Origin of the sequence: Nostoc sp. PCC 9305 (assembly GCF_963920915.1) — a bacterium.
GTDB lineage: Bacteria > Cyanobacteriota > Cyanobacteriia > Cyanobacteriales > Nostocaceae > Nostoc.
In genome coordinates, this window is sequence record NZ_CAWUDN010000031.1 from 18,882 (window position 1) to 42,750 (window position 23,869).

Annotated in this window: 17 protein-coding genes, 1 tRNA gene and 1 pseudogene; 7 read left to right on the forward strand and 12 right to left on the reverse strand. The window is 40.3% G+C overall.

What is annotated here, in order from left to right; genetic code table 11:
* Positions 1–239: 239 nt before the first annotated feature.
* Both dndC and ACM0OX_RS13870 read right to left on the reverse strand, forming a co-directional pair.
* A pseudogene (dndC, locus tag ACM0OX_RS13865) lies at positions 240–1,352 on the reverse strand (DNA phosphorothioation system sulfurtransferase DndC); the annotation flags it as partial.
* Positions 1,285–1,455, reverse strand: a complete 171-nt coding sequence (locus ACM0OX_RS13870) for a hypothetical protein (protein WP_414515538.1) — start codon at positions 1,453–1,455, stop codon at positions 1,285–1,287. The pseudogene dndC and the gene ACM0OX_RS13870, both read right to left, overlap by 68 nt.
* A gap of 172 nt (positions 1,456–1,627) precedes the next feature.
* Between ACM0OX_RS13870 and ACM0OX_RS13875 the strand changes: the two genes are divergently transcribed.
* Both ACM0OX_RS13875 and ACM0OX_RS13880 read left to right on the forward strand, forming a co-directional pair.
* Positions 1,628–3,229 carry a DGQHR domain-containing protein gene (locus tag ACM0OX_RS13875; protein WP_414515495.1) on the forward strand — a complete coding sequence of 534 codons (1,602 nt, stop codon included), beginning with the start codon at positions 1,628–1,630 and terminating at the stop codon, positions 3,227–3,229.
* Between the two features lie 105 nt (positions 3,230–3,334).
* Complete coding sequence (locus ACM0OX_RS13880; RefSeq protein ID WP_414515496.1) at positions 3,335–4,525, forward strand: DNA sulfur modification protein DndB; 1,191 nt, start codon at positions 3,335–3,337, stop codon at positions 4,523–4,525.
* 29 nt (positions 4,526–4,554) lie between these two features.
* On the opposite strand, the gene ACM0OX_RS13885 is transcribed toward ACM0OX_RS13880, so the two are convergent.
* The 7 genes from ACM0OX_RS13885 to argF all read right to left on the reverse strand — a co-directional run bounded on the left by ACM0OX_RS13885 (position 4,555) and on the right by argF (position 12,250).
* Positions 4,555–5,016: a DNA phosphorothioation-associated protein 4 gene (locus tag ACM0OX_RS13885; protein WP_414515497.1), complete on the reverse strand. Its 462-nt coding sequence runs from the start codon at positions 5,014–5,016 to the stop codon at positions 4,555–4,557.
* 93 nt (positions 5,017–5,109) lie between these two features.
* Positions 5,110–5,661 (reverse strand): Uma2 family endonuclease, encoded by a 552-nt coding sequence (locus tag ACM0OX_RS13890; protein ID WP_414515499.1) that lies wholly within the window; start codon positions 5,659–5,661, stop codon positions 5,110–5,112.
* Between the two features lie 96 nt (positions 5,662–5,757).
* Positions 5,758–6,327 (reverse strand): Uma2 family endonuclease, encoded by a 570-nt coding sequence (locus tag ACM0OX_RS13895; protein WP_414515500.1) that lies wholly within the window; start codon positions 6,325–6,327, stop codon positions 5,758–5,760.
* An 11-nt stretch (positions 6,328–6,338) separates the two neighbouring features.
* Positions 6,339–8,411: an AAA family ATPase gene (locus ACM0OX_RS13900; RefSeq protein ID WP_414515501.1), complete on the reverse strand. Its 2,073-nt coding sequence runs from the start codon at positions 8,409–8,411 to the stop codon at positions 6,339–6,341.
* Between the two features lie 496 nt (positions 8,412–8,907).
* Entirely contained in the window at positions 8,908–10,380 is a 1,473-nt protein-coding gene (locus ACM0OX_RS13905; protein WP_414515503.1) for a DNA phosphorothioation system restriction enzyme, read from the reverse strand.
* Positions 10,381–10,512: 132 nt separating this feature from the next.
* Entirely contained in the window at positions 10,513–11,118 is a 606-nt protein-coding gene (gene lexA / locus ACM0OX_RS13910; RefSeq protein WP_163929533.1) for a transcriptional repressor LexA, read from the reverse strand.
* Between the two features lie 211 nt (positions 11,119–11,329).
* Positions 11,330–12,250: an ornithine carbamoyltransferase gene (gene argF / locus ACM0OX_RS13915; RefSeq protein WP_414515504.1), complete on the reverse strand. Its 921-nt coding sequence runs from the start codon at positions 12,248–12,250 to the stop codon at positions 11,330–11,332.
* Between the two features lie 172 nt (positions 12,251–12,422).
* On the opposite strand from argF, the gene ACM0OX_RS13920 reads away from it, so the two are divergent.
* Positions 12,423–12,494, forward strand: a tRNA-Thr gene (locus tag ACM0OX_RS13920).
* 418 nt (positions 12,495–12,912) lie between these two features.
* Here ACM0OX_RS13920 and ACM0OX_RS13925 read toward each other — a convergent pair.
* Both ACM0OX_RS13925 and priA read right to left on the reverse strand, forming a co-directional pair.
* Positions 12,913–15,111 carry an Ig-like domain-containing protein gene (locus ACM0OX_RS13925; RefSeq protein ID WP_414515506.1) on the reverse strand — a complete coding sequence of 733 codons (2,199 nt, stop codon included), beginning with the start codon at positions 15,109–15,111 and terminating at the stop codon, positions 12,913–12,915.
* Between the two features lie 611 nt (positions 15,112–15,722).
* Positions 15,723–18,332 carry a primosomal protein N' gene (priA, locus tag ACM0OX_RS13930; RefSeq protein ID WP_414515507.1) on the reverse strand — a complete coding sequence of 870 codons (2,610 nt, stop codon included), beginning with the start codon at positions 18,330–18,332 and terminating at the stop codon, positions 15,723–15,725.
* Between the two features lie 812 nt (positions 18,333–19,144).
* Between priA and ACM0OX_RS13935 the strand changes: the two genes are divergently transcribed.
* The 4 genes from ACM0OX_RS13935 (at position 19,145) to ACM0OX_RS13950 (ending at position 22,887) form a co-directional block, all read left to right on the forward strand.
* Positions 19,145–20,317, forward strand: coding sequence for an RpoD/SigA family RNA polymerase sigma factor (locus ACM0OX_RS13935; protein WP_414515508.1), 1,173 nt, complete (start codon positions 19,145–19,147; stop codon positions 20,315–20,317).
* A gap of 163 nt (positions 20,318–20,480) precedes the next feature.
* A complete protein-coding gene (locus ACM0OX_RS13940) occupies positions 20,481–20,975 on the forward strand; it encodes an N-acetyltransferase family protein (RefSeq protein ID WP_414515509.1) in 495 nt (164 codons plus the stop codon).
* A 362-nt stretch (positions 20,976–21,337) separates the two neighbouring features.
* Complete coding sequence (gene petJ, locus ACM0OX_RS13945) at positions 21,338–21,673, forward strand: cytochrome c6 PetJ (RefSeq protein ID WP_335198940.1); 336 nt, start codon at positions 21,338–21,340, stop codon at positions 21,671–21,673.
* A gap of 290 nt (positions 21,674–21,963) precedes the next feature.
* Complete coding sequence (locus ACM0OX_RS13950; RefSeq protein WP_414515510.1) at positions 21,964–22,887, forward strand: tetratricopeptide repeat protein; 924 nt, start codon at positions 21,964–21,966, stop codon at positions 22,885–22,887.
* Positions 22,888–22,898: 11 nt separating this feature from the next.
* Here ACM0OX_RS13950 and ACM0OX_RS13955 read toward each other — a convergent pair whose 3' ends face one another.
* A complete protein-coding gene (locus ACM0OX_RS13955; protein WP_414515511.1) occupies positions 22,899–23,525 on the reverse strand; it encodes a Uma2 family endonuclease in 627 nt (208 codons plus the stop codon).
* Positions 23,526–23,869 lie beyond the last annotated feature (344 nt).

Sequence of the window (23,869 nt, forward strand, 5' to 3'; positions counted from 1 at the left end):
CATAGGCAATCTATCCCACGTCGCCCAAACATAATGCACATACAATTGTGTAAAACTTGATCTCATTTCTCTTTAACCCACGAAGGTGGGTTTCGTCTGTGTAGCCGCGATTTCCAATCGCCGGGAAATCTTATTGAATTATTACGTAAAACTTGCTCTCATTTTTCTTCAACCCACGAAGGTGGGTTTCGTCTGTGTAGCCGCGAATTCCATTCGCCCGGTATTCACCCGGTATTCTATTATTCTTCTGAGTTTTCCTTTTTAAATTTCATACTTGCCCAAGTTACCTGTTCATCACTTTCACCTACCTCATTGATTGCAGCAACATCGCCCAAAGTCATCTGCTTGACTTTTGCAACATCACCTTGACTAACTGCTTCGCTTAATTCACGTTTCAAACGAGCATTTTTAATCGCATCTTCTGGAGAACGGGAACTCGTATTAAAACATTTTTCTAGGGTGTCGTATATCCCCACACGACGAGTTTTTTTGCGATACTGGCGTTCTGTGTCTAACAATTTCGCCATGAGTTCCAAGTGCATCGCGTCACCTTCACAGATTTCTTCTAATACTATCCATTCATCACGACCTAGTAGGCTATAGTCTGCACCAGGACGGGGATCTTGAAATTCTTCGCCTGTCACTTCTTGATAAATCCGGGGTAAGCTATCATCAAATTCGTGCTTTTCTTCTAGCCAAATGCGGCGGATTTCGCTCATTTCTTCTAGAGTAATTAGGGTGATGTCGCGCATACTTTCTGGCGCTGTAAGACGGGTTTTTGTTTGCGCTTCTAATAATCGTCTGAGCCAATGTTCCCGCCAATATTTGGTATAGGGGCCAGGGATTGGTTCAATGGAAGTTTCCCCGTTTTTATTGCGTTCAAATAGTTGGACATCTCCCCAAATTCTTCTAAAATCTCTTTTTTCTCGGTCATCTTTGATATCTAGTTCATTACGAATATCTAATAATGGCTGCATCCATTCTTTTTCTTCATCATTTTGGATCATCGCCTCCATTGATTTATCCTTATTCACTAATGTGCAAACCCAACAGCCAAATCGGGAATCACCACAGCTAGGAGTAGAAGTATCAACAACTAGTGGACATTCATTATCGGCTGTTGCACCTCGATACATAGCAAATAATTCTTTATTACTTTGTCCCCAAGGATTATCCCACTGATTCAGGTATATCCAAACATCGTTATTACTCCAATCTTCAATAGGGGTATAGATTAAGGAGTTGGGTAGGCTGGCATTAGGACTCAGGCGATCGCGTACTCTATCAATTTGATGCTTTTTCATTGTGGCAGCACGTTTGACGCTTTCTGCTTTGCGAGTACCCAATACAATACAATTCTTGAATTTCAATGTTGAGAGCTTGGATGTAATCCACTAACTCTGCTACAGTACGTGTTTGCTGACCTTTATTTTCTGCTTGTTGTGCTGTAGTCATTTCTCCTTCTCTCTGGAAACACTGGCGTAATATCTGGGCGAATAGAATTCACGTCTAGATAGACAAAACCCATCTCCGTGGGTTTAAGAAAAGTTTTTAAAAACTTTACTACTAATATCCAAATTTTTGGATAATTAAACGACATAATCCTATTCTGTTTTTAAAATTTAACATGAAAGATAGTGCATCTGACCCAACGGCTGACATCGCTAGAGAGTACCTGGAACGAGAAAACAAGGAAAAACAGGTACTAGCTTTACTCCTGGAGAAGTTTTTAGGGAGAAAAGATCAGATTCTCGTTCAAAAAACCGAGATGGGTGGTACGGAGGCTTATGTTAGTTCTGTTACCTTGGAATGGTTTGCAGGTCGGGTTCACTTCGCCTCTGGCTTACCTTTGTTTCAAAAAAAGTATAATCCAGAGACTGATAATGTCGAGATTGACGCGGATAGTATTGATGAAATTCAGCAGCGTCCCCTTGATTGGTCACGTCAAGCGCCGCTAGTACAGTATTTAGCGGCTCGACAAAATCACAAGTTTCCGCCAGTGCTAGTAGTAATTAATCAACCGTGGGTGGATAATCCTAAAGCTGCTGAGTGGGATAGCGAAGGACGCGCCACAAAGTCTACTACTGATTTTATACCCTTAGATAAAGACGCTAAAGTAGGTCTACTAAGTATTTCTGAAGATGATGTAACTATTTATGCACTAGATGGTCAACACCGATTAATGGGTGTACAGGGGTTGATGGAGTTAATTAAAACTCGCAAACTCCAGCGCTATAAAAAAGATAAAGGTGCTGATGACAGTTTTATTACAGTCAATGATTTGATAGAAAAATACCAAGTAGACCTTGCTTACTTGCAAAATTTACCCAAGGAAAAAATTGGTATTGAGTTCATCTGTGCGGTAGCGGCTGGGGAAACTCGCACCGAGGCGAGGCGGAGAGTGAGATCGATTTTTGTTCATGTCAACCTGATGGCTGCACCCTTGACTAAAGGGCAACTAACACAGTTGAATGAAGATGATGGTTTTGCGATCGTTGCTAGAAAAATTGCAGTTACACATCCACTATTAGAACAACGACAAGAGCGTAATCCTCGTGTTAATTGGAATAGTGCAACAGTCGCTTCCAATTCTACAGTTTTGACCACTTTGCAAGCTCTCCAAGATATGTCTGAGCGATATTTGGCTCAAAAGTTTCCTCACTGGAAACCCTTGGAGAAAGGTTTAATTCCCATGCGTCCAGAGGATGAAGAAATTGAGCAGGGAATTGAGGAATTTAAAAAGCTATTTGATTCTTTGGCTAGTCTTTCTAGTTATAAAATTTTAGAACACGAGGATACACCAGCTTTACGGCGCTTCAGCTTTGAGAAAGATGGAGGTGAAGGAAATATGCTTTTTCGCCCAGTTGCTCAAGTTGCATTAGCGCAAGCTTTAGGAATTTTGGTTTTTAAAAAAGGTTTTTCCCTAGCAGATATTTTTAAGAAACTGCGGAAGTTTGACCAGCAAGGTGGTTTTAGTGGTATGGAATATCCCCAATCTCTCTGGTATGGGATTTTGTATGACCCAAATAAAAAGCGAGTGCAGGTTGCTGGACGAGATTTAGCGGCGAAGTTATTGGTTTATATTCTGGGTGGAATTCAGGAACAGATGGAACGTGCTGAACTTCGTAAGGCTTTAGCGGATGCTAGAACTGTTGAAAATAAAACTATAGGTTTTGATGGCGAGTTTGTTGAACCGAAAGCCGTAGGACTTCCACATATTCTCAACTAGCAAAGTTAAGTAGGGATTTTGCAGTGTGGTTTTTACCGATGCTACAGTCCATAAGGGTTGCATATCATGTTTGCTAACATCTACTAATTTATATTAGGTATTTATATGGCTCAACCGATTGAGGACGACAATAATAGCATTTCTCCTCAGACAAAAGCTCAGTTTAGCTCCTTTATTGAGCCATTCTTCTCACAATATCATCGCGATCGCTGCTATCCGGGGCTGATTTTTCAGCAGGGAAAGCGGACAATGCTGCAAATTAATGTACCTGCGAGTGACTTTTCTGGTCTTCTCCAAGCTAAACCATCCACTGGGAATGATCCTGATTCTGGTAAAAATCGCCCAGTGGTTAAAGGTCATGCTGATGAAATTAAAAAATATATTGTTGAGCGTTCCCGAAAAGAAAAACCTTGGATTGTAGGAACGCTGACTGCTAATGTAGCCCCAAAAGACATAACAATTCTTGAATTGGGGAGGGGCATTTGTCTGGTTGTAATTCCTCGTGGAGTCAAGTTAGATATAACTGATGGACAACATCGTAAACATGCAATTCACCAATTAATAGAAAGTGGTGAAAGCAACTTAATCAGCGATGATGATTTTGGGATCACTCTAGTTTTAGAGGGTGACTTTCAACAGTGTCAGGCAGATTTCAGAGACATGGCTCAAACAAAACAACTAGATAAATCATTATTATTATCATTTGGTGAGTTCTCTGGTCGAGTTGGCATTACTAAAGAGTTAATAAAACGAGTGCCAATGTTTGAGGGTAAGACAGAGAAAATTAAATTGAGTCCTGCTACTAAAGATAAGTTAATCTACACAATTAATTACATAGCTAGGTTTGTAAGTTGCGTTTTTACTAACGATCCAAGTAATCAGCTTCGAGATTATGATGTTTATCAAGCATCTGATGCTTTGGTTATTTGTCTTAATAAATTTTTCTCCGAATGCAGTAATACTGAATATATTTCTGATACGACTGTTGAAGAACTAACACAAGATGAAGTAGGCACATTTAAAGAAGATTGTATTCTAGGTATAAGTGTAGGGCTGGAAGTTTTAGGGCGTTTATTGCACTATATATATGATGCAGAAAACAATTATTTTAATGAAGAAAAAATTTCACAACTCGCACAGCTAGATTGGTCAAGAGAAAACCAACTTTGGAAGGATAACGTAATTAGAATAGATGCCCAACCTAAAAATCCAGACAAGCCATATAGAATATCTGCTACTGTTAGTGCAGTAACAAATGCAGTCAAAACAGTAAAAAGTACACTGGGGTGGATGTAAAGTTATTGCTTTTAACTATTATTTAAAAATCAAGATAGGAATTTGGTTAGATCAAATTCCTCATCTTGCTGCTCTGCATTCGTTCTTTCATAACTAAGAATCAATAAAAGTCGCTCTGAATAGTCTACTGCTCCACGCAGTTCATTTTGTATAATCTCTAAACCAGCATTAGCATACTCTTCAAAAATGTGAATGCGTTGCTCATCAGCTACATTATCATCACTTATAACCTTAATATTTTCTGTTTCGGTGATAGCTAACAAATTAATTAATAGAGTAAAGCTGCTAGTAAAATAATCTTGTCGCAGTGGGGATAAATCTTTAGAAATTATGTCTAAAGGAACACGCTTTTTATTTTTAACGCCCAATGCTGCTGCAAACACCATGACTTCTACATAAGTTTGAAAAGGCCCAGTTGTGTCTTTTGATGCGACTAGAGATTTCACTAACTCAGCCTTATCTTTAGCAACCCTGATTCTGTTTGCAGCCATTGTTTTAATATCTACATTGTTGCTATTTTAACCGAAAGTTGGAAGTGATAGTAATTATTAACGCATTATTTTATACTAGTATGTGGGCGATCGCTAAACAAACAAATTATCCACTAACATAGTCCATCCTGGCACTGCGGGTTCAGCTTCAGCCACTTCATCACGGCGATAAACTTGCGGTTCTCCAGGATTACTAGCACGATATACTCTAATAACTTCCTCTTTCAGTACATCCACATCCCAAACTACCAATGTACCAGCCGCAAAATAATCACGGCGTTTACTAGCCATTTCTTCCTCAGCCTTATCACCGTAATCATTTTCGCTTCTTACCTCAGCAGCAAATATAGGCGCACCATTAAGAAACTTCCCGCCTGTAGGTTTGCCAGTATAAAACGCAGCATCAGGACTTAAAGAACGGCGATTAGGGAGATTGACAATAAAACCGACATTATCAGGCAAAGCGTAACCACTTTTTGTCAGACGTTCATAATCCCGTAGACTTGCATAAATTTCACCACCTGCACGTCCTGGTAAAAATCCAGTTGGAGACATCAGCACCAATTTCCCATTGACAATCTCTGCTTTACAATTGTCAGGTAAATGGTACAAATCTTCAATAGTTGCTTCAGTTTTAATACTCATATAATAATATCTTCTAATTAGTTAGCGATAATCTCAATTTCACATCTTTTATTCTCTCCGTGCCCTCTGCGCCTCTGCGGTTCGTTTCTCCAAAACTTATATTGGAAACTGAACATCCTCATAAACCAAAGAAATCGGAAAGCGGAAATCAACGCTAGTTAAATTAACCTCATCCCCTTCTTCATAAGGATGTAATTCCCAAATCCCTTTGTCATTTATACGAAAGCAATCTAAACTGATTTTTTCAGCATCAACGAGGACATATTCTTGTAAAGTCTGAATCCGCCGATACTGAATAAATTTACGACCTCTATCGTAAGCTTCTGTACTAGGGGAAAGAACCTCAATAATTAAACAAGGATACTGAATAAATTTAATAGCTTGTTTATCTCTTGGATGACAACTCACCACAACATCCGGGTAGTGAAAAGACCCTTTCTCTGATACACCTACTTTTGCATCTGCTATATTGACACGACACGCACCCCCTCGAAGGTGGCTTTTTAATGCCGAAGCCAAGTTGAAGGCTATATCATTATGGGGAATAGTGCCTCCAGTCATAGCGAAGACTTCACCATTGATATATTCGTATTTAATCTCTTGGTGTTCTTCCCATTTTAAGTATTCCTGTGGAGTCATATACTTTCCGTCTGGACTCGCAACCATAACTTTATCCTTTAAACATTACGTTCAACTGCGATAATTTCAGTATACTCAAACTCATTCGGACTTTGTTTCACCAAAGGATATCTTTCTCCACCCAACTCAATATCATCTTGTTCGCAATCCGGCTTAGAAGAATAATACGTCAGCACATATTCTCTACCAATTCTCTCTGTCATTTCTGCTTCAACTTCACCCCGCCACTGAGTCTTAGTAACTAAAACTATCAACTGATTCGCTAATTGGGGAATTGTCTTCGCAACGTGTCGCCGCGAACTTTCATCCAAACTACCAAACGGCGAATCCATGACAATTGGGAAAGTGCTACTATCGGGAATCATCATCATTTTTCGTTTCTTACTCCATTCCCGTACTTTATCTATAATGCTGGCAATAAATGATAAACTGAGGATTTGATTCTGCCCGGTGGATGCTGCCACTAGTGCTTCTATACCTGTGGTATTTTCTACTAATGTCAGTTCATATTTTTCGCTAATTTTAGGAATGTATGGAGTTACAGAAATTTCTGTGAATATCTCTTGTACTCGCTTTTCTAGTTGCAAACGAAATTGTTGTTCTTGACGATTTTTAACTTCTGTTAACCGTTCGATTGCATCTTGAGTGGCATTAATTCGTCGCTGCGCTAAAGTTTGATTGTCTTCATTCAGCTTTTGTTTGGCAATTTGTTTGTTTAAACCTTCAATTTCAGTTGTGAATTGAGCAATTTGCTGCTGATTTGCACCTTGTTCTCGATTTAATTCATCAATTTTACTTTCAATTTCATCTAACCGTTTTTGCAAGCTGCTAATTTCTTCATTAGCATCTTTTCGCAATCGTTCTTGAATATTGTCTAAATCGCCTTCAATTTGAGATATGTTTTGTCTTAACTGATTAATCCTAGTTTGTTCTCTATCAACTTCTTCCCAAAATCCTATAGCTTGCTTATCAATTTCATCTACTTGAGCTATCATCCGAATTGCAGTTTCTTCCACCACCGAGGAACCTGCTCTATTTAACCAAGTACTCACATGAGTATGAGAATGATTACCCTCGTGTAATTCTGCACCACAAATACAGCGTTGAGAATTGAGTAAATCACTGACGAATTCCCGCGAAATTCCTGATGTTAACTCGCCTCGCTGTTTTAAATCATTGATGATTCCTCGAAACTGTGCTGTAGTTTGTGACAATAAAACTGTATAACCTCGCGCCGAAATAACTTTTTTCAGCGCTTCTTTCGCTTTTTTATATTCTTCTTGATTCGCCGCTTTTTGCGATTCTAAATTCTGACATCTTTCTTGCAATTCTTTAGCAGCGCTCAGTTCTCGCAAACGGTTACTTGTTTCTTTTTTAAAAGTTTGTTGATATTCTAACTCTTCTTTAATTTCAGTTTGCCGTTTGCTAATCCGTTCCCGCTCTTGCTCTATCTTTTCTTGCTTTCGTAATAGCTGTTTAGTTTGGGAATCACCAATGGCTTTTAACTCATTTTCTAGAGTTTTTTTAGCATCTCCCAAATGTCTGATAGAACGGTTGATTACCTCCACACCCAAGAAAATTTTTATCGCTTCGGCAATTTCAGCTTTTTTGTCAGAACGGACTATTTGTTCAATTCGTTCGCCGTCAAAGAAAAAATATTGATGTAAAGTGGCGGGTAAAATTTGATTAATTATATCTTCTAGTTGCTGTTCTTGGATCTTCCATTTGCCATCGTCATCGCCAACCCATATAGATAATTGGGTTTTCCCAGCATCAAAATCACCTTCGTTTTTATAACCCCGACAGGCGCGTTTAACTCGATAGCGTTTTCCTTCATGTTCCCAGCCAATCTCTACCCAACATTCTACAGCTTGGCCTTTTGGAGTTTCTGCGATCGCTCTTTTATTAACTAACTGTTCTATCGATGCAAAGGCTGCACTAAATTTCTCATATAATACCCAAGTAAAGGCATTTAGTAAACTAGTTTTTCCAGAGCCATTATTCCCATAAATAATCGTTGTGTTGTGAACATCTCCTCCAGCTAGAAGCATCTCTGGTGTCTTACCATAAAAGGAGCGAAAGTTGCATAGCTTAATTGAAGTTAGCTTCATCGCACCTCTTCCTTGATAATTCTCAAAATATTCTCATTTATATGGGTGTTAGTTTTTTTATCTAACCTACCTTTTTCCTCCTTCCATACTCGCTCAATAATTTGTCGTACTTCCGGCGGAGCGCTGTTTATTGGCTCTTGCACGTCATCGATATTCGCCTCTTGTGACATATGGGATTTGGAAAGATAGTTTCTCTATATTTTAACTTTCTCTAGTGCTGTATTTACCTCCGTAAAGCCACTGTTAGCGTTATCTTTAATTTTGCCAAAACTATTTTTTTAAATTTATAATTTTCTTTGAAAAAAGACTTTATTATTGAATCGTCTTCTGTTACTATTAATATTAGAATCTAGATCATAATGGGATGTAAGTGAAATTTTTAAAGCCACTTACATCCCATTATGATCTAACTCATAATTTTATTATTTCATACTTAATGCTTCTTTTTTCAAAACTCGAAAATTTTTACAAAATAATACAACTATATAGTTCATCATCAAATATCTAATAAACCATATCGCTTTTGTAAATCAAGTAACTTCATTCTGGCAACGCCTGCGTTATCAGCTAAATCAGCAAATTCTACAAAGCGACGTAATTCCTTTTTCAACAGATTGCGTTCAACTTCTATAGTTTCTCTATCTAAATCTGGTGGTAAAACAATCATGTCGAATATAGTGGCACGTTCTTTAGCTGGATGAGGACGTAAAACTCGTCCCCGTCGTTGAATAAATTGGCGAGGATTACCAGAACTTGATAAAATCACCGCAGTTTGAATTGCTGGAATATCGACACCTTCATCTAAGCAACGAATTGCCACCAAACCCTGCAATTCTCCACTTTCAAATTGATGGCGCAATATTTCCCTTTCTTGTAAAGATGTTTGAGCCGTATAGGTGCTTACCTTATACCCCAAATCTACTCCGAGAATTTTAGCAACAGCTTTGAGTTGGCGAAGGGATGAACGTTGTCCCGCATCTTGGGAACCATCACTACAATAAAAAAGAGTGTGGCTGGTTTCGCGGCGAGTAATCATTAAATCCCGCAAAGCATTTAATTTATTTTCCGCCGCCCCAATTAATCTTGCTCTTTGCATCAATAAGGGCTTTAAATCTTCATTGTCTTCAAAATCTCCGTTATTTTCTCGTTCTCGATATAAGAGCGATCGCCCGATTCTTTTAGTTAACTTTAAATAGGCAATACTTTCGGCTTCAGTTAACTCCACCAGCACGGGATAATACAAATAATGTACCAAAGCGCCTTGAGCGATCGCATCCCTCAAAGTAAACTCTGGCTGGAGAACTGGGCCAAAATAATCCAATAAAGATTGCGTACCAAAATCATCAAAATATCTTTCCGGTGTGGCAGATAAAGCTAGTCTCAACCCAACAGTGCGCGGCAAACTTTCTTCTAACTTGGGTGCGCCTAAATTATGCGCCTCATCCCCAATAATTAAAGTTTTGGCGGGAAAATATTTGAGTTGAGACTGAAACCCATCTCCAATTAAAGTGGAGTTTGTAGTAATTACAGTAACAAACCGTTGAGAACCAGAACGCAGATTATAAATTTGCGTAGAAAGTTGACTTTGCCAAGTGCGTAAATTCTCAAAGGCTAAAATGGGTTGCAAATTAAATTTTTCACACTCTCGCGCCCATTGGGTAACAAGATGACGATAGGGACATACCACCACCAAAACTTGTAAATTAATCTGTTGATATAATTCACAAGCGATCGCTAATGCGGTAATGGTTTTACCACTACCAGTAGCCATTTTCAGCGTCCCTCTACCATTGTTAGTAAACCAGCTTGCGATCGCTTGGCGCTGATATTGCCGCAATTGCAGAGACACAGGCATTCTTGGGCATCCTGGTAATGGTTGCGTATAATAACTGCCCTTACTTTCCCTTGCATAAGGTAATTTCAACCGGAAAGTGGGCAGTTGTTGCACTGGATTTTGCGTCAGGTACATAGTGGGAGTTGGGAGTTAGGAGTTGGGAGTTGAGAGTTAGGAGTTAGGAGTTAGTAAGTAATTTAAAACTCATCACGGGCTAAACGCCCCGCTATCGCTAACATCACTCATAACTCATCACTTTCTTACTACTCAGTTGTAACCACGCCAAACACCAATGAGTGAACCTTGCACCTGTACTTGCATAGCGCTGACTTCTATGGGATTGTACTTGGGATTTGCTGGTTTAAGGGTAACGCGATCGCCTTGGCGATAAAAACGTTTTAATGTCGTACCAAATCCATCAACTCTGGCGGCGACGATAGTACCATTTTTTAAATGATTTGGTTCTGCTACTGGACGCAGAAATACCACATCGCCATCAGTAATTAAATCTTCAATCATGCTATCGCCAGCTACGCGTAAAGCATAGGTTTGAGGAGGTAAATCGAAATTAGAAAAGTCTAAATGATCTACAGCATCAGTAAACGGTTCTATTAAACCACCAGCAGCGATCGTGCCCAAAATTGGTACACCTTGTTTAACAGGACGCAAAATCCGAATCGTTCGCGCTTGTCCTTCAGTCCATTCGATATATCCTTTAGTGCGTAAATGTTCTAAACGACTTTGAATTGGTGCTGGTGACTTCAGGTTCATCGCTTGCATCATTTGCCGAATAGAAGGCGAATGCTGATGCGATCTGATGTATTCTGCTAACCATTCGTAAAGTTCTTGTTGAGCTTCTGTTAGACGTTCCATAAATTTCCGAGAAGTAATTATAAATGTCTCTAGAACATTAGTACTACAAAAAACTCCCTATAACAAGAGAAAAGTAAAAATATGAAAGGCAAAAGCAAAATTATTTTCTTCTCTTTTGCCTTTTGACAAATAAAGAATATTACAGGTTACAGGTTAGAGCTTACAGGTTATAAGGAAGAAAACTATACCCTATCCCCTGTGCCCTATTCCCTTACTCTGCCCCTAAAAGAGTTGCAAGTAAAGCTTTTTGAGCGTGGAGACGATTTTCTGCCTGTTCCCAAACTCGTGATTGGGAACCTTCAATAACTGCCTCGGTAATTTCTTCACCGCGATGAGCTGGTAAGCAGTGTAAAACAATTGCCTCTGGCTCGGCAAGACTCAATAGCTGTTCCGAAATTTGGTAAGGCTGGAAAATTGGCATCCGGTTATCGGCTTCTGCCTCTTGCCCCATACTCGCCCAAACATCAGTGTAAAGTACAGCAGCTCCCTTAGCGGCTAATTCTGGATCGTGAGTGAGGAGGACTTCAGTTTTGTGATTAGCGATCGCTCTTGCTTGCTCTACAATCTTAGAATCTGGCTCATATCCGCTAGGAGTAGCAATTCTGACATTCATCCCTACCAAAGCACAGCCCAACATCAGAGAATTAGCCACATTATTCCCATCGCCCACGTAGGTTAAAGTTAACCCAGCTAGAGTGCCAAAGCTTTCTTGAATCGTCAATAAATCAGCTAATACCTGACAAGGATGTTCTGCATCGGTAAGTGCATTAATCACCGGAATCTTGGCATAGCGAGCAAAAGTTTCCAAATCCTGCTGGGCAAAAGTGCGAATTGCCAAAATATCCAGATATCGATCTAACACCCGCGCCGTATCCTGCAAAGGTTCCCCGCGACTAACTTGAGTGACATTAGGGTTAAGATCGATTACCTGTCCACCAAGTTGGTACATCGCTACTGTAAAACTTACCCGTGTACGAGTTGAAGCTTTGGAGAACAACAACCCCAAAACTTTATTACACTGCAACTTCAACTGCTGTGATTTAAGTTGAGTTGCCAATTGCAGGAGTTCTTGAAGTTCCGTAGAACTGATGTCCGCTAGACTTAATAAATCTCGTCCGAGCAATGCTGCCATGCTTGTAATCTGTAAAAAATAATTATATATTTCTGTTCCTTTATTCAGCCGTGCCAAGAAAATATAGTTTTAGAACTGACTAGATATTTTTTAGAATTTACAGCTAGACAAATAAATGGATTATGGTACAATGATGAATCGTGGTTGCTAATTAAGAGTAACCGTCAAATTTGCCAGCATAGCACAGTGGTAGTGCATCCGACTTGTAATCGGAAGGTCGCGAGTTCAAATCCCGCTGCTGGCTTTTATACATTCGCAAATTAGTGTAGCCGAATTGTTTGGAATTAAGTATTAACATCATATTAACCCAAGTTGCGGGTTATAAAATTCTGGATGCTTCGTAACCGTTGATTTAAATAAATCCACTTGAAAAAGAATTCAGAAGTCAGAATGGGCTAAACCTTAGCTATCCGCTAACAAGAGTCACAATCAAGACGCTCTCTACGAGACGCTAAAAGCGTAGCTTGCTTCTCTGTAAGAGTACGAAGACTCGCTATCCGCCAGTCATACAGAATACCCAACTGAATTCTGACTTCTGATTCCTGAATTCTGTTCGATAAATGCTTGTGGGAGAGTAAATGCAATCAATTCATGCTTGCAGTTTCAGTAAAAACCCTTTTCAGCTATAAGCATGAATTGATTGCGATCGCTCGGTACTGATATTAATTAAGTGGACGCAGAAGTGTAATTTTGCCCATGCCCGTCTCTTGACTGAGTTGCGCCACGTAGAGATTTCCATTCGTGGGATTCTCAACCAAATCCAATGGACTTGGGTTAAAACCAGTGAAGCCACTAATACCCGTTTGGGAATTTACAATATCCAAGTTTGCGCCACCTGGTGTTAGCACAATGATGTCTTTCCCTAAACTGAAGCGTGTCACCAGCAGTTTGCCTTGCAGCTGACCACCTAAAGCATTACTACGATATTCAATGACGCCATTAGGTGAAAAATGCTCTCCGAAATCGAAGGCAATACCCTTCCAATTGCGGTCAGGTAGAGTACCAATGGGATATTCATTGATCTGAACTGGGTCTGTACCATCTGTGGGATTTCCTCCCCCCAACACCCACTCACAACGCTTCGGATTGGGATGGCCATAATAACCATTTTTAACAACGCGAAACAGAAAGTCTCGCTGCGTGCCTAGACTGCTAAGAGCAGGCACCGATGGAGTAGTATAAGCCCCATTAGTAGTTTTATCAATCCGGTTTTGGCAGGCAAGAGGTAAAGGGATAGGTGTCTTTGGCGTATTGCCACCAGCCGCCGAACCATTCGTTGGCACATACAACTGACCATTGGTATGCCAAACTAGATCGTAGCCATTACGTATACCACTAGCAAAGATAGTTACAGCAGCTCCCAGATTAAAGGGGTTATAAGTACCTCCATCTTCTGTCTTAACGCTTAAAGGAGGTGAGGTGATTTTGGACAGGTCAACTCGTAATACAGCAGCAGTTAACAACTGCTCAGGACGATTACTCCAGGCAGTGTTTGGTGCGCCCGTACTATTATTACTACCCTGCAACACATACAGCACATTTGGCTCGTTGGGCTTGAACTCAATGCTATTGGTTAGATGATCCCGACTCGATCGCGGTAAATCAACCACATAGTCTTTTACTATCTCTAGATTGGTGCCGCTTAAACGAGTAATCTTGCCACTCCATTCTGGTGCATCAATAGTTCCATTCCAGTAGTAGTTATTTGTTACCCAGAGAATTAGGTTGCTGGCATTGGTTGATGAGGGATCGAAGTGCATACCAACGATCGTTCGATTACCACCATTTGCAGTCTGCAATGAGGAAATCGTTTGTGGCGTACCCAGAGTACCATCAGCATTGATCGGGAAACGCAAAATCTCACCTAGTAGGGTGGCAGCATATAGTTTATTGTCAGGCCCAATCAAGACTGTGGTGTAAGATTTGGTAGGTACATTCGCTAGTGAGATTTGCTCGAAAGTAATATTGCTTACTGGGTTTACAAAAGTGCCTGTTGTGAAACTGATGCTATAGGGTAAGAATGCAGCACCATTGCTATCTTTAACCCCGTCGGTGATTTGTAACAAATATTTGGTATTGTTCTTGAGACGATTGATCGGAGACACTACAATCACATCTCCACCACCGGAAGTGTTGTAAGTGGTATTGACTTGCGTGTTAGTGCTGCAATCAATCAGCTTGATAGTGGAGGCAGAAATAGTATTGACCGCAATCCCACTATTGGGAAGATTTAGGTCTGCTGTAATCGAAATATCTGGCGAGAGATTTGTCTGACCATCATTGGGATTGGTCGTTCTGATCGAGGGACGATTACCTGGTGCGATCGCAATATAATTGAGTTTGGTATTCTTACCACCTTTAGCATCAATTGTGAGCTTGCCATCGGCAACATTAACAATCCGGGTAATTGCGGCAAACTTTTTGGTTGCCGTTGGTACAAAGCCAGAAATAGCAGCCGTCCCCTCTATATTAATCTGGTGCTTACTATTTACAGTATTACTAGCATCACCGACGCTAACAGTCACATTGTAGGAACCATTAGATAGGGCATATTCCCAAGCAGCAGGTATCCTGACTGCTGTTCCCGCACTGCTAAGAGGATATTGCAGATGAATCAGTCTATTTAGTCGCCGATCGATGCCACTTTGGTTGCGATCGCGTGTATTGAGTTGGATATCAAGGGGAGTGTGTGTACTATTGCCTAAGCTATCTTCACGCACCCAACCAAAGCCTCTAGTATCATTGTAGGCTTGACCGATATCTTTAATATACCCAGATGGTACAGGCGCGTCATTTGGTTGGAAAGCAATCCCTTGAACAATTGCTAATACCAGTATTTTGGGTTTGATCTTGTAAATCATAGTATGCCTTGCCGTTGTGTTCGTAGTTGATACGTGAGTAGTCCATTAACATTGGCCAGGTATCTGCAATGATGATTTCTGGTAATCCTTCACTGACTAGAAACGAACGTAATGACCGCAAGTCTCAGGGAAGCATTTCTCCAAAATGTATAAAAATTATTTAGTAAATACTTGAAATTACATAAATACTGAACTTCTTTTTAAGAGAATTATAAAGGAACTTTCTAATTCCTCAACTTGCCACAGTATGATTACGTAAAAAGCAATAAATCTTCAAAATTATTACCGTAAACCAATCTTTAATTGGTACGGGCAGAGTTCATTTCTAAATGTACTGTTAATATGCAGTTAATATCATGTTTTTATAATTAGCTATGATTTCCACGGTTATTCTACCTCAACGAGCCAAAGTTAGGCTTTGGCTCGTTGGGGGTAGTAATTTACGATGTCTACGACGGGCTACGCCCAATACGGTTCGGATAAGCATTTTTCACTTTCCTCCGGCCTGGGAAAAGGGGAAGGGGTAAAGGGTAAAGGATGTATTCAAAACCTTTCCCTTTTCCCTTTCCCCTTTAACCGAACCGTATTGGGGCTACGCCTACGCATAACGATCACATAATATTTAATGGGTCTACATCAATAGTTAAACTTACAGACGAAGGACAAAGCGATCGCACTTCTTCCCAATCTGGTAATCGCGGTAAGGCATCCGGGGCAAATTTAATCAATATCTGCCAACGATAACGATTAGCTACCCGTAAAATACTCGCTGGTGCTGGGCCCAATATCTCGAATTCTTCTTCCGTACTCAAGGCTGTGGCAATAACTTGCGCCGTATTTTGCACTTGAATGGGATCGAGACTACTTAAGCGCAACAAAATTAACCGCCCATAAGGAGGATAATTGAGTGCTTGGCGTTGTTCTAATTCCGCTTGAGAGAAAGACTGATAATCGTGCGATCGCACTGCTGCAATTACCTGATGCTCTGTAGTATAAGTCTGCACAATCACTCTACCTGGATCTTCACCTCTACCAGCACGTCCAGCGACTTGAGTCAAGGTTTGAAAGGCTCGTTCGCTGGCACGATAATCTGATAAATTTAGTAATCCATCGGCGGCGACAACACCCACAAGTGTCACCTGTGGTAAATCCAAACCTTTGGTGAGCATTTGCGTACCGACTAATAAATCTGCTTCGCCGTTGGCAAATTGAGTAAGTAAGGTACGATGGGAGCCTTTGTTACGGGTGGTATCGCTATCAAAACGAATCAAGCGCAACTCTGGGAACTGTCGCGCTAGTTCCTGTGTTACCCGTTGAGTACCGCTACCGAAAAATTTCAGATAAGGGGAACTACAATCAGGGCAAAATTTGGGGTGCGATCGCGCATAATTACAATAATGACACCGCAATAATTCCGGCGCTTTTTCTTCGGTATGGTGATACGCCAGCGATACATCACAGTGCGGACATTCCAACACATATCCACAACTGCGGCAAGAGACAAAAGTACTGTGTCCCCGGCGATGGATAAATAAAATTCCCTGTTGTTTTCTTTCTTGCAACTCTTGTAAAGCTGCTTGCAGCGATCTACTAAATATAGAACGATTTCCCTGTTGCAACTCTTGCCGCATATCAACAATTTCCACCGGCGGTAAAGGGCGGGAGTTGATGCGCTCAGGCAAACTTAAGTAATGAGTGCTGAGTGCTGAGTGCTGAGTGCTGAGTGAGGAGTGAGGAGTTGGGAGTGAGGAGTGAGGAGTTATAAATTCTTCCTCTACCTCCTGCCTCCTGCCCCCTGCCTCCTGCCTCCTGACGCTTACCCAAGTTTCCAACGAAGGCGTAGCGGAACCCAACACCAAGGGGCAATTCTCTAATTCGGCTCGCCACAGGGCAACGGTGCGGGCGTGGTAGGTGGGTATAGGGGAATCTTGTTTAAAACTGCTATCGTGTTCTTCATCTAAAATAATTAAACTCAAGTTGGGCAAAGGGGCGAAAACGGCGCTACGAGTACCAATGACAACTTGAGGTTCTCCCATGAGCATTTGCCGCCAAGTGTCGTAACGTTCACCATCGGAAAGGGCGCTGTGATAAACGCTGACTTTATTACCAAAACGGGCGCGAAAACGATCGGTTAGCTGGGGTGTGAGTCCAATTTCTGGGACTAAAACCAGGGCAGATTTACCTTGATTGAGGAGAGGTGCGATCGCTTGCAAATATACTTCGGTTTTTCCTGAACCTGTCACCCCATGCAATAAAACTTGAGCAAATTCATCTAGTGTCTGGATTGTCGCTAAGGCGCTAGCTTGAGCTGTATTTAATGACTTTGGTTGATCTTTGGCTAATACTGGGCCTTGTTCCCTTCGCAATACTTCCCGTTCTTCGATGACGATACAGCCCTTTTGTTCTAACCCTTTTAGGGTAGGGGTAGTTGTCTTACAAATCTGTAGAAACTCATTTAGCCACAACTCGCCACCACAATCGCGTAGAACTTTTAAAATCTCCCGCTGACGCTTATTTAAATCAATGTAAGATCCATCGGCAACTAACGTGACTACTGGTTTTGTCTGGGGTTGAGAATATCTAAGTAATTCCACATAACTTTCTGCCCAATTGCGTTCGAGTAATTGCTTCTTTCCATAGTCAAATCCTTGAACCTGGCGCTTGAGGAATTTGAAACTGTAGTCCCCATCAACTTGAGATTGCAGAATTTGGAGAATTTGACGAGCTGCCTTTAAACCAAGGAATTCTACTGCACCATTGGGAATGTTTTCTCGCTTGAGCCGAATGCGATGCTGTGATCGCCTCAATAATCCAGGCGGCAACGCCATACGTATCACCTGAATCAGTTGTGTGTAATAATACTGTGATACTCGTTCCAGCAGAGTAAAGTAACTATCTCCGATGAAATCCCTCTGAATGACATCTTCTACTTCCTTGATTTTTTCTGCTGCTAAATCTGCTGGGGGTTTTGCCAATATACGAATAGCTACCCCTCCCAGTCGTTGTAAACCAAATGGCACACTCAAAATATCCCCTGGTTTTACTTCTAACTTGGCAGGTAATCGATACGTATACAGTTTTTCCCCTTTCTCTAATTCCGTTGAGGCTCCTGGACAGTCTACCAATACTTCAACCCACCGATTAACAGTTTCACCTGACTTATATGATTCACTCGGCTCACTCACCACTAAAGGAGATAAATTTATGTCATTAATATACATACTTGCTAATTTTATAATTAATTCAATATTTATTTCCCTCACATAGCTGGTCAAAATCAACCTAGCTAACTAAACTTTAGTTTTTCGCTTTCTTCAATTTAAATGGTATTTCTCAATACTGTTATTCTTCATAATACTTGATAATTTTCCTCTTATGTAATCTACTAGACAAATTCGTATCAACTATATATGCAATAAATATTTGGTGCCCACTATACAAATAAAAGCATGTCGGCTATTGCTGCAACAGTTACTCTATCTACTAAATATGGAGTAGCCTTTTTCCGCCTATCGGTAGATATTCAACCCTTTCTGTATATGAGATGCTTTTATACATAGTAAGATCGTTCCAAAATTAAACTCCTACTCTTGTAATTTGGATCGTGTAGGTAACTTGAAATCAAATCGGGAATGCGTAACCTATTAGTAGGTCTTCCTTTTATACAGTGGTATCCAGCGCCTAAAACATTATAAATATTTAGAAAAATATATGAAAGTTTAAGAAATTTGGATGGTTAGCTGGAATTTTTATATTTGTTAAGGTTGAGAAAGTTTGAGGGGGTTTGACATATTTGATAATTCAGAAAAAAATGAAGAATATACCTGTTGGGAATCTAAGAAAAAAGTTTTGCTGGGTGCTAAGGTAAGTTTCGTTATAGGTTGTATATAACTGTAACCTATAGATACTAGGTAGATGCCGATTTTTATTTCTATAGACAAATTAGCATCAGCCTACATTTCGCTATTCTTTACGGGTGCATCGTCCATTAGGGAAAACTACCAAGCCTCAAACGAGTAGGTGTAAATAAATTATGTACCAAACAAAGCAACAATCCCTAAAGGAAAATATGAATATTGTTGAATTGGGAAAGATGGAAATACTGGAGAATGCTGCTGATATCGAAGAACCATCACTCGATAGTTTAAATGCAGTGGCAGAAGAAGAATCTCCAATTGTAGTAGAAAATCTGGAATCAGACGAACGCGATGGCGATAACATGGCGGCGGCTCGTCCTTCGGGATACAACAAAACCGAACATGATGATGCTGTCGGCGCATTTTTTAAAGAAATGGCGCGTTATCCGCTTTTAAAAGCTGATGAAGAAGTAGAGTTAGCGCGGCGAGTCAGGTTTCTAGAAGAATTTAGAGAAATACAAGCGGTTTTAGGGTTAAAACTGGAACATGAAGCCAGCAAATTAGAAGTGGCTTCCGAGTTAGGAATGACGGAAAAGCAACTAGAAAGTCGCTTGTATCAAGGGAGAGTAGCGAAACGCAAAATGATTCGCTCGAACTTGAGATTGGTAGTTTCTATTGCTAAACGATACTTGAATCGGGGAGTGCCTTTTCTGGATTTAATTCAGGAAGGAGCAATGGGTTTAAATCGCGCTACAGAAAAATTCGATCCCGATAAAGGATATAAGTTTTCTACTTACGCCTATTGGTGGATTAGACAAGCGATTACTAGAGCGATAGCTAACGATGCGCGAACAATTCGACTACCGATTCATATTGTTGAAAAGCTTAACAAGCTAAAAAAAGCCCAACGGGAACTCAAACAAAAACTCTGTCGTAATCCTACCGAAGGTGAAATGGCAGAATATTTAGAGATTAGCGTGCAACAACTACGCCAGCTACAGCAGCTACGGCGACAAGCACTTTCTCTCAACCACCGCGTCGGTAAAGAAGAAGACACGGAATTGATGGATTTGCTAGAAGATGAAGATAACTTGTCTCCAGAAGCAAAAATGAATGAAAACATGATGCGTCAGGAGATTTGGGAAGTCTTGGGTGATGTGTTAACTCCACGAGAAAAAGATGTGATTTCTCTGCGTTATGGTTTGACAAGTAGCGAACCATGCACCTTAGAAGAGGTTGGCAATATGTTCAATCTTTCTCGCGAGCGAGTGCGTCAAATTCAAAGCAAAGCCATGCGGAAATTACGTCGTCCTCACATAGCCAAACGCTTAAAAGGTTGGTTGATTTAATTACATTGCTCAAGATAGAGATGCAATCTGGAACTTAATTAGCTTTGCAATTCGCAAAAATCGGGCGTTTTGTAGCTTTTTTCGGCTCTTGTTTAGTGAATACTCAAAATAAATTGCCCAGTTACCTATAGACTATGGACTATAAACTATGGACTATAGACTAATGACTTCGGGTAGCAATTTGATTGTGCGTTTTGCCCAAGCAGACGATTGCAGCGTACTGTTTAAATTAATTGAAGGGCTTGCAGAATATGAAAAATTATCTCACGCGATCGCTGGCAATGCTCTAGCACTTCAGGAGCATTTATTTGGTTCGCGGAAGTATATAGAGGCAATATTAGCGGAATCTGCTGGTCAAGCTGTTGGTTTTGCGCTATTTTTTCATAATTATTCAACATTTCTGACTAAGCCGGGAATTTATCTGGAAGATTTATTTGTTTTACCAGAATATCGCAGGCAAGGTATTGGCAAGGCTCTCCTAACTAAAGTAGCTCAGATAGCTGTAGAACGGGATTGTGGGCGATTAGAGTGGAGTGTCTTAGATTGGAATGAGTCAGCCCAAGCATTCTACCGTAGCATGGGAGCATCTATATTAGATGATTGGCGGATTTGTCGCGTCACAGAAGATATGCTTACTCGATTAGGTTCCGTAAAATAAAAAATACAGGATGAAGTATAAAGAATGAATCAGGAAGATTTTCATTTTTAATATTTCATCCTTAAATTTTAATCATTTTTTTATAAAATATTCAGAATTATATAAATTGGGATTTTAATCATCAGCATAAATGCACATTTTTGCAAATAAGCAAGCTAGGGTATTTTGGAGAGAAGCATATTCTATTTACATATTGCTTTGGGCTAATAAACCTAAATCTAAAATCACCAAGATTCAAAATCCAAAAACTTTATTTAATAAAGCAAAGTTTGACAGCTTGTCATTTGACTATGGCAACAGGTCAACTCACAATTATGGAGGATATTGCACCGAATAAGCCGTTATTGCAGAGAGAACACGAAATGAAAAAAATGATTACAGTCATGCTGTTAGGCATAGCAATCTTCACCTTTGCCTTCAGTCGTCCAGCTTTGGCAGCAGATGCTGCTGGTGGAGCTAAAGTATTTAGTGCTAATTGTGCCTCTTGTCACGCAGGAGGAAAAAATCTGGTTAATGCTGCCAAAAGCCTGAAGAAGGCGGATTTGGAAAAGTATGGTTTGTACTCAGCAGAGGCGATTATTGCCCAGGTTACAAACGGTAAAGGTGCTATGCCCGCCTTCGGCAAACGTTTGAAGTCTGAACAAATTGAAAATGTAGCTGCTTATGTACTTTCACAAGCAGATAAAGAATGGAAGTAGATTAAAATCTAACTTCAAAAATTAATAATTAGCGGGACAAAAGCCCCGCTAATTTTAGAGTTGCCGAAATTATAAAACAGAATGCTTATCAATACTGTTCGGTTAAGCATTTTTAACTTGAAATTGGGTTAAATGGTAAAGGTTAAAGGTTTTTCTTTTCCCTTTTCCCCTTCCCCTTTTCCCCTTAACCGAAAGGTATTAGGATGCATATACCAATTTGGGATTAAGAGTCTTTACAAAAAGACTGTTCCAAGAATATCAAACAATACTACCTATCCTAATTTGGTATTATGAGTAATTTATGGCGATTATTTTTCAGTATAATTATTGCTTTACCCCTCACTTTTTTGACTTTACCCGCACATTCCTCACCCATTTTAATTACCCAAATTACAGCGAGTGATTTCTTAGAGTTGGGTGTAGATAAGATGCGACGCGGTGATTATCAGGAAGCAATAAAGAATTTCAACCAGGCTATTGAACTTGAGAAAGATTTGGCTGTAGCTTATAGCGATCGCTGTCTTGCTTATCTCCAATTACAAGATTACCATCAAGCGATCGCAGATTGTACTCAAGCCATAAATTTTGCACCAGATAACTTCGAGGCTTATCTAAACCGGGGAGTAGCACACTACAGACAAGGGGATTATCCTGCTGCCATTGTCGATCATAATCGAGCGATCGCACTTAAACCATCCGATTTTCGAGCTTACTACAACCGAGCGCTAGCCCGTGCTGGGGATGGGAAAGACTCGGAGGCAATTCTTGACTTTAATTTAGCCCTAACTCAAATTCCCCGAATCAGTAGCTTACTGCTTGCAGATATCTATAATGACCGAGGTTTAGCGCATTTTGTCTTGCAAGATATCCAAGCTGCCATGCTCGACTTTAATCTAGCAATTCGCCTCAATGCTAATGATTATAGAGCGTACTTTAACCGGGGTTGTGCTTGTGGACGAAACGGAGATGACTTTGGTGCAGTGCGTGATTTTTCTCAAGTCATCAGACTTAACCCCAGTAATGCCCAGGCTTACGTTAATCGGGGAGTAGCTCAGTATCGCTTAGGATATCATTTAGGAGCGATCGCTGATTTACAAAAAGCATCTGAGTATTATGGACAGCAAGGAAAAAAAGTTGCTTACGAAAAAACTCTAGATTTACTGAAGAGTTTGCGAGAACAAATTTCATTTGCAACGGAAATCGCTCTTTTCTAACACTGTCAGGGCTATACAGGGTATGCGCCAGCTTGAAAAATCTGTTCGACGGTTAAGTTTAATTCGGGGAAAGTAGGTGAGATAATGCGATCGCTACCTTGAAACTGGCTAACTTGGTATTCTCCCTCAATTAAAGTGTAGAGCGAGACAGTTGGTTGTTTGGGGTTGCCAATAAATCGCCTACCGCCTAAAGCAGTATAGTCTACAATCCAGTATTCCGGGATGCCTACAGCCTCATAGTCAGCAGCTTTTTTTAAATAATCATCACGCCAATTGCTACTCACTACCTCAACTACTAAAGGTATTGATTCCGCAAGGCTTACAGTAGATTCTTTTTTCCACAGAGGTTCGTTTATCAAATTGGGACGATTTAATATCAGCACATCTGGTGAGTAAGCAGATTCATTTTCAGGCGGTTTGACTAATACTGTTTTGGGTATGAAGTAGGGCAGATTTAAACGAATACATTCTCTAGTAACTTCAAAAGCTAAAAATCCAACTACCTCTTCATGGTTGCCTGTAGGTTGCGGCATCTCTACAATTACTCCATCATGCAATTCATAACGTTTTCCTGTATTGTCAGGATATTTAGCAACGAATTCATCGAATGTAACTACTTTGCGTAAGGCTTGAATCATAAATTATTGCTTTCTATTGTGTTTGTGAAGCGTCTATGTTTATCAATATTAACGTAATTCGTAATTGCTACAAGAGAAGAGGCTTTGAAGCTTATTCTCCTTCGCCTTTCAAAGGTTAGCTTGCTTATTAAGCGCAATATCTCTAGCCCTTCGAGATTGCACGTTTGGGAATTTGAGCGTTTGAAGCAGACTAAAAGATATATAGCGTTTTTTGTACACCATAGCCCCCTCCTCGCTTGCGGGGAGGGGGTTGGGGGTGGGGTTCTTGTACCTCACTCAACTGAGAACCGCTATATCAACCCAGAGTCAGATCATATTACTAATAGAACCGAGATCACACTTCA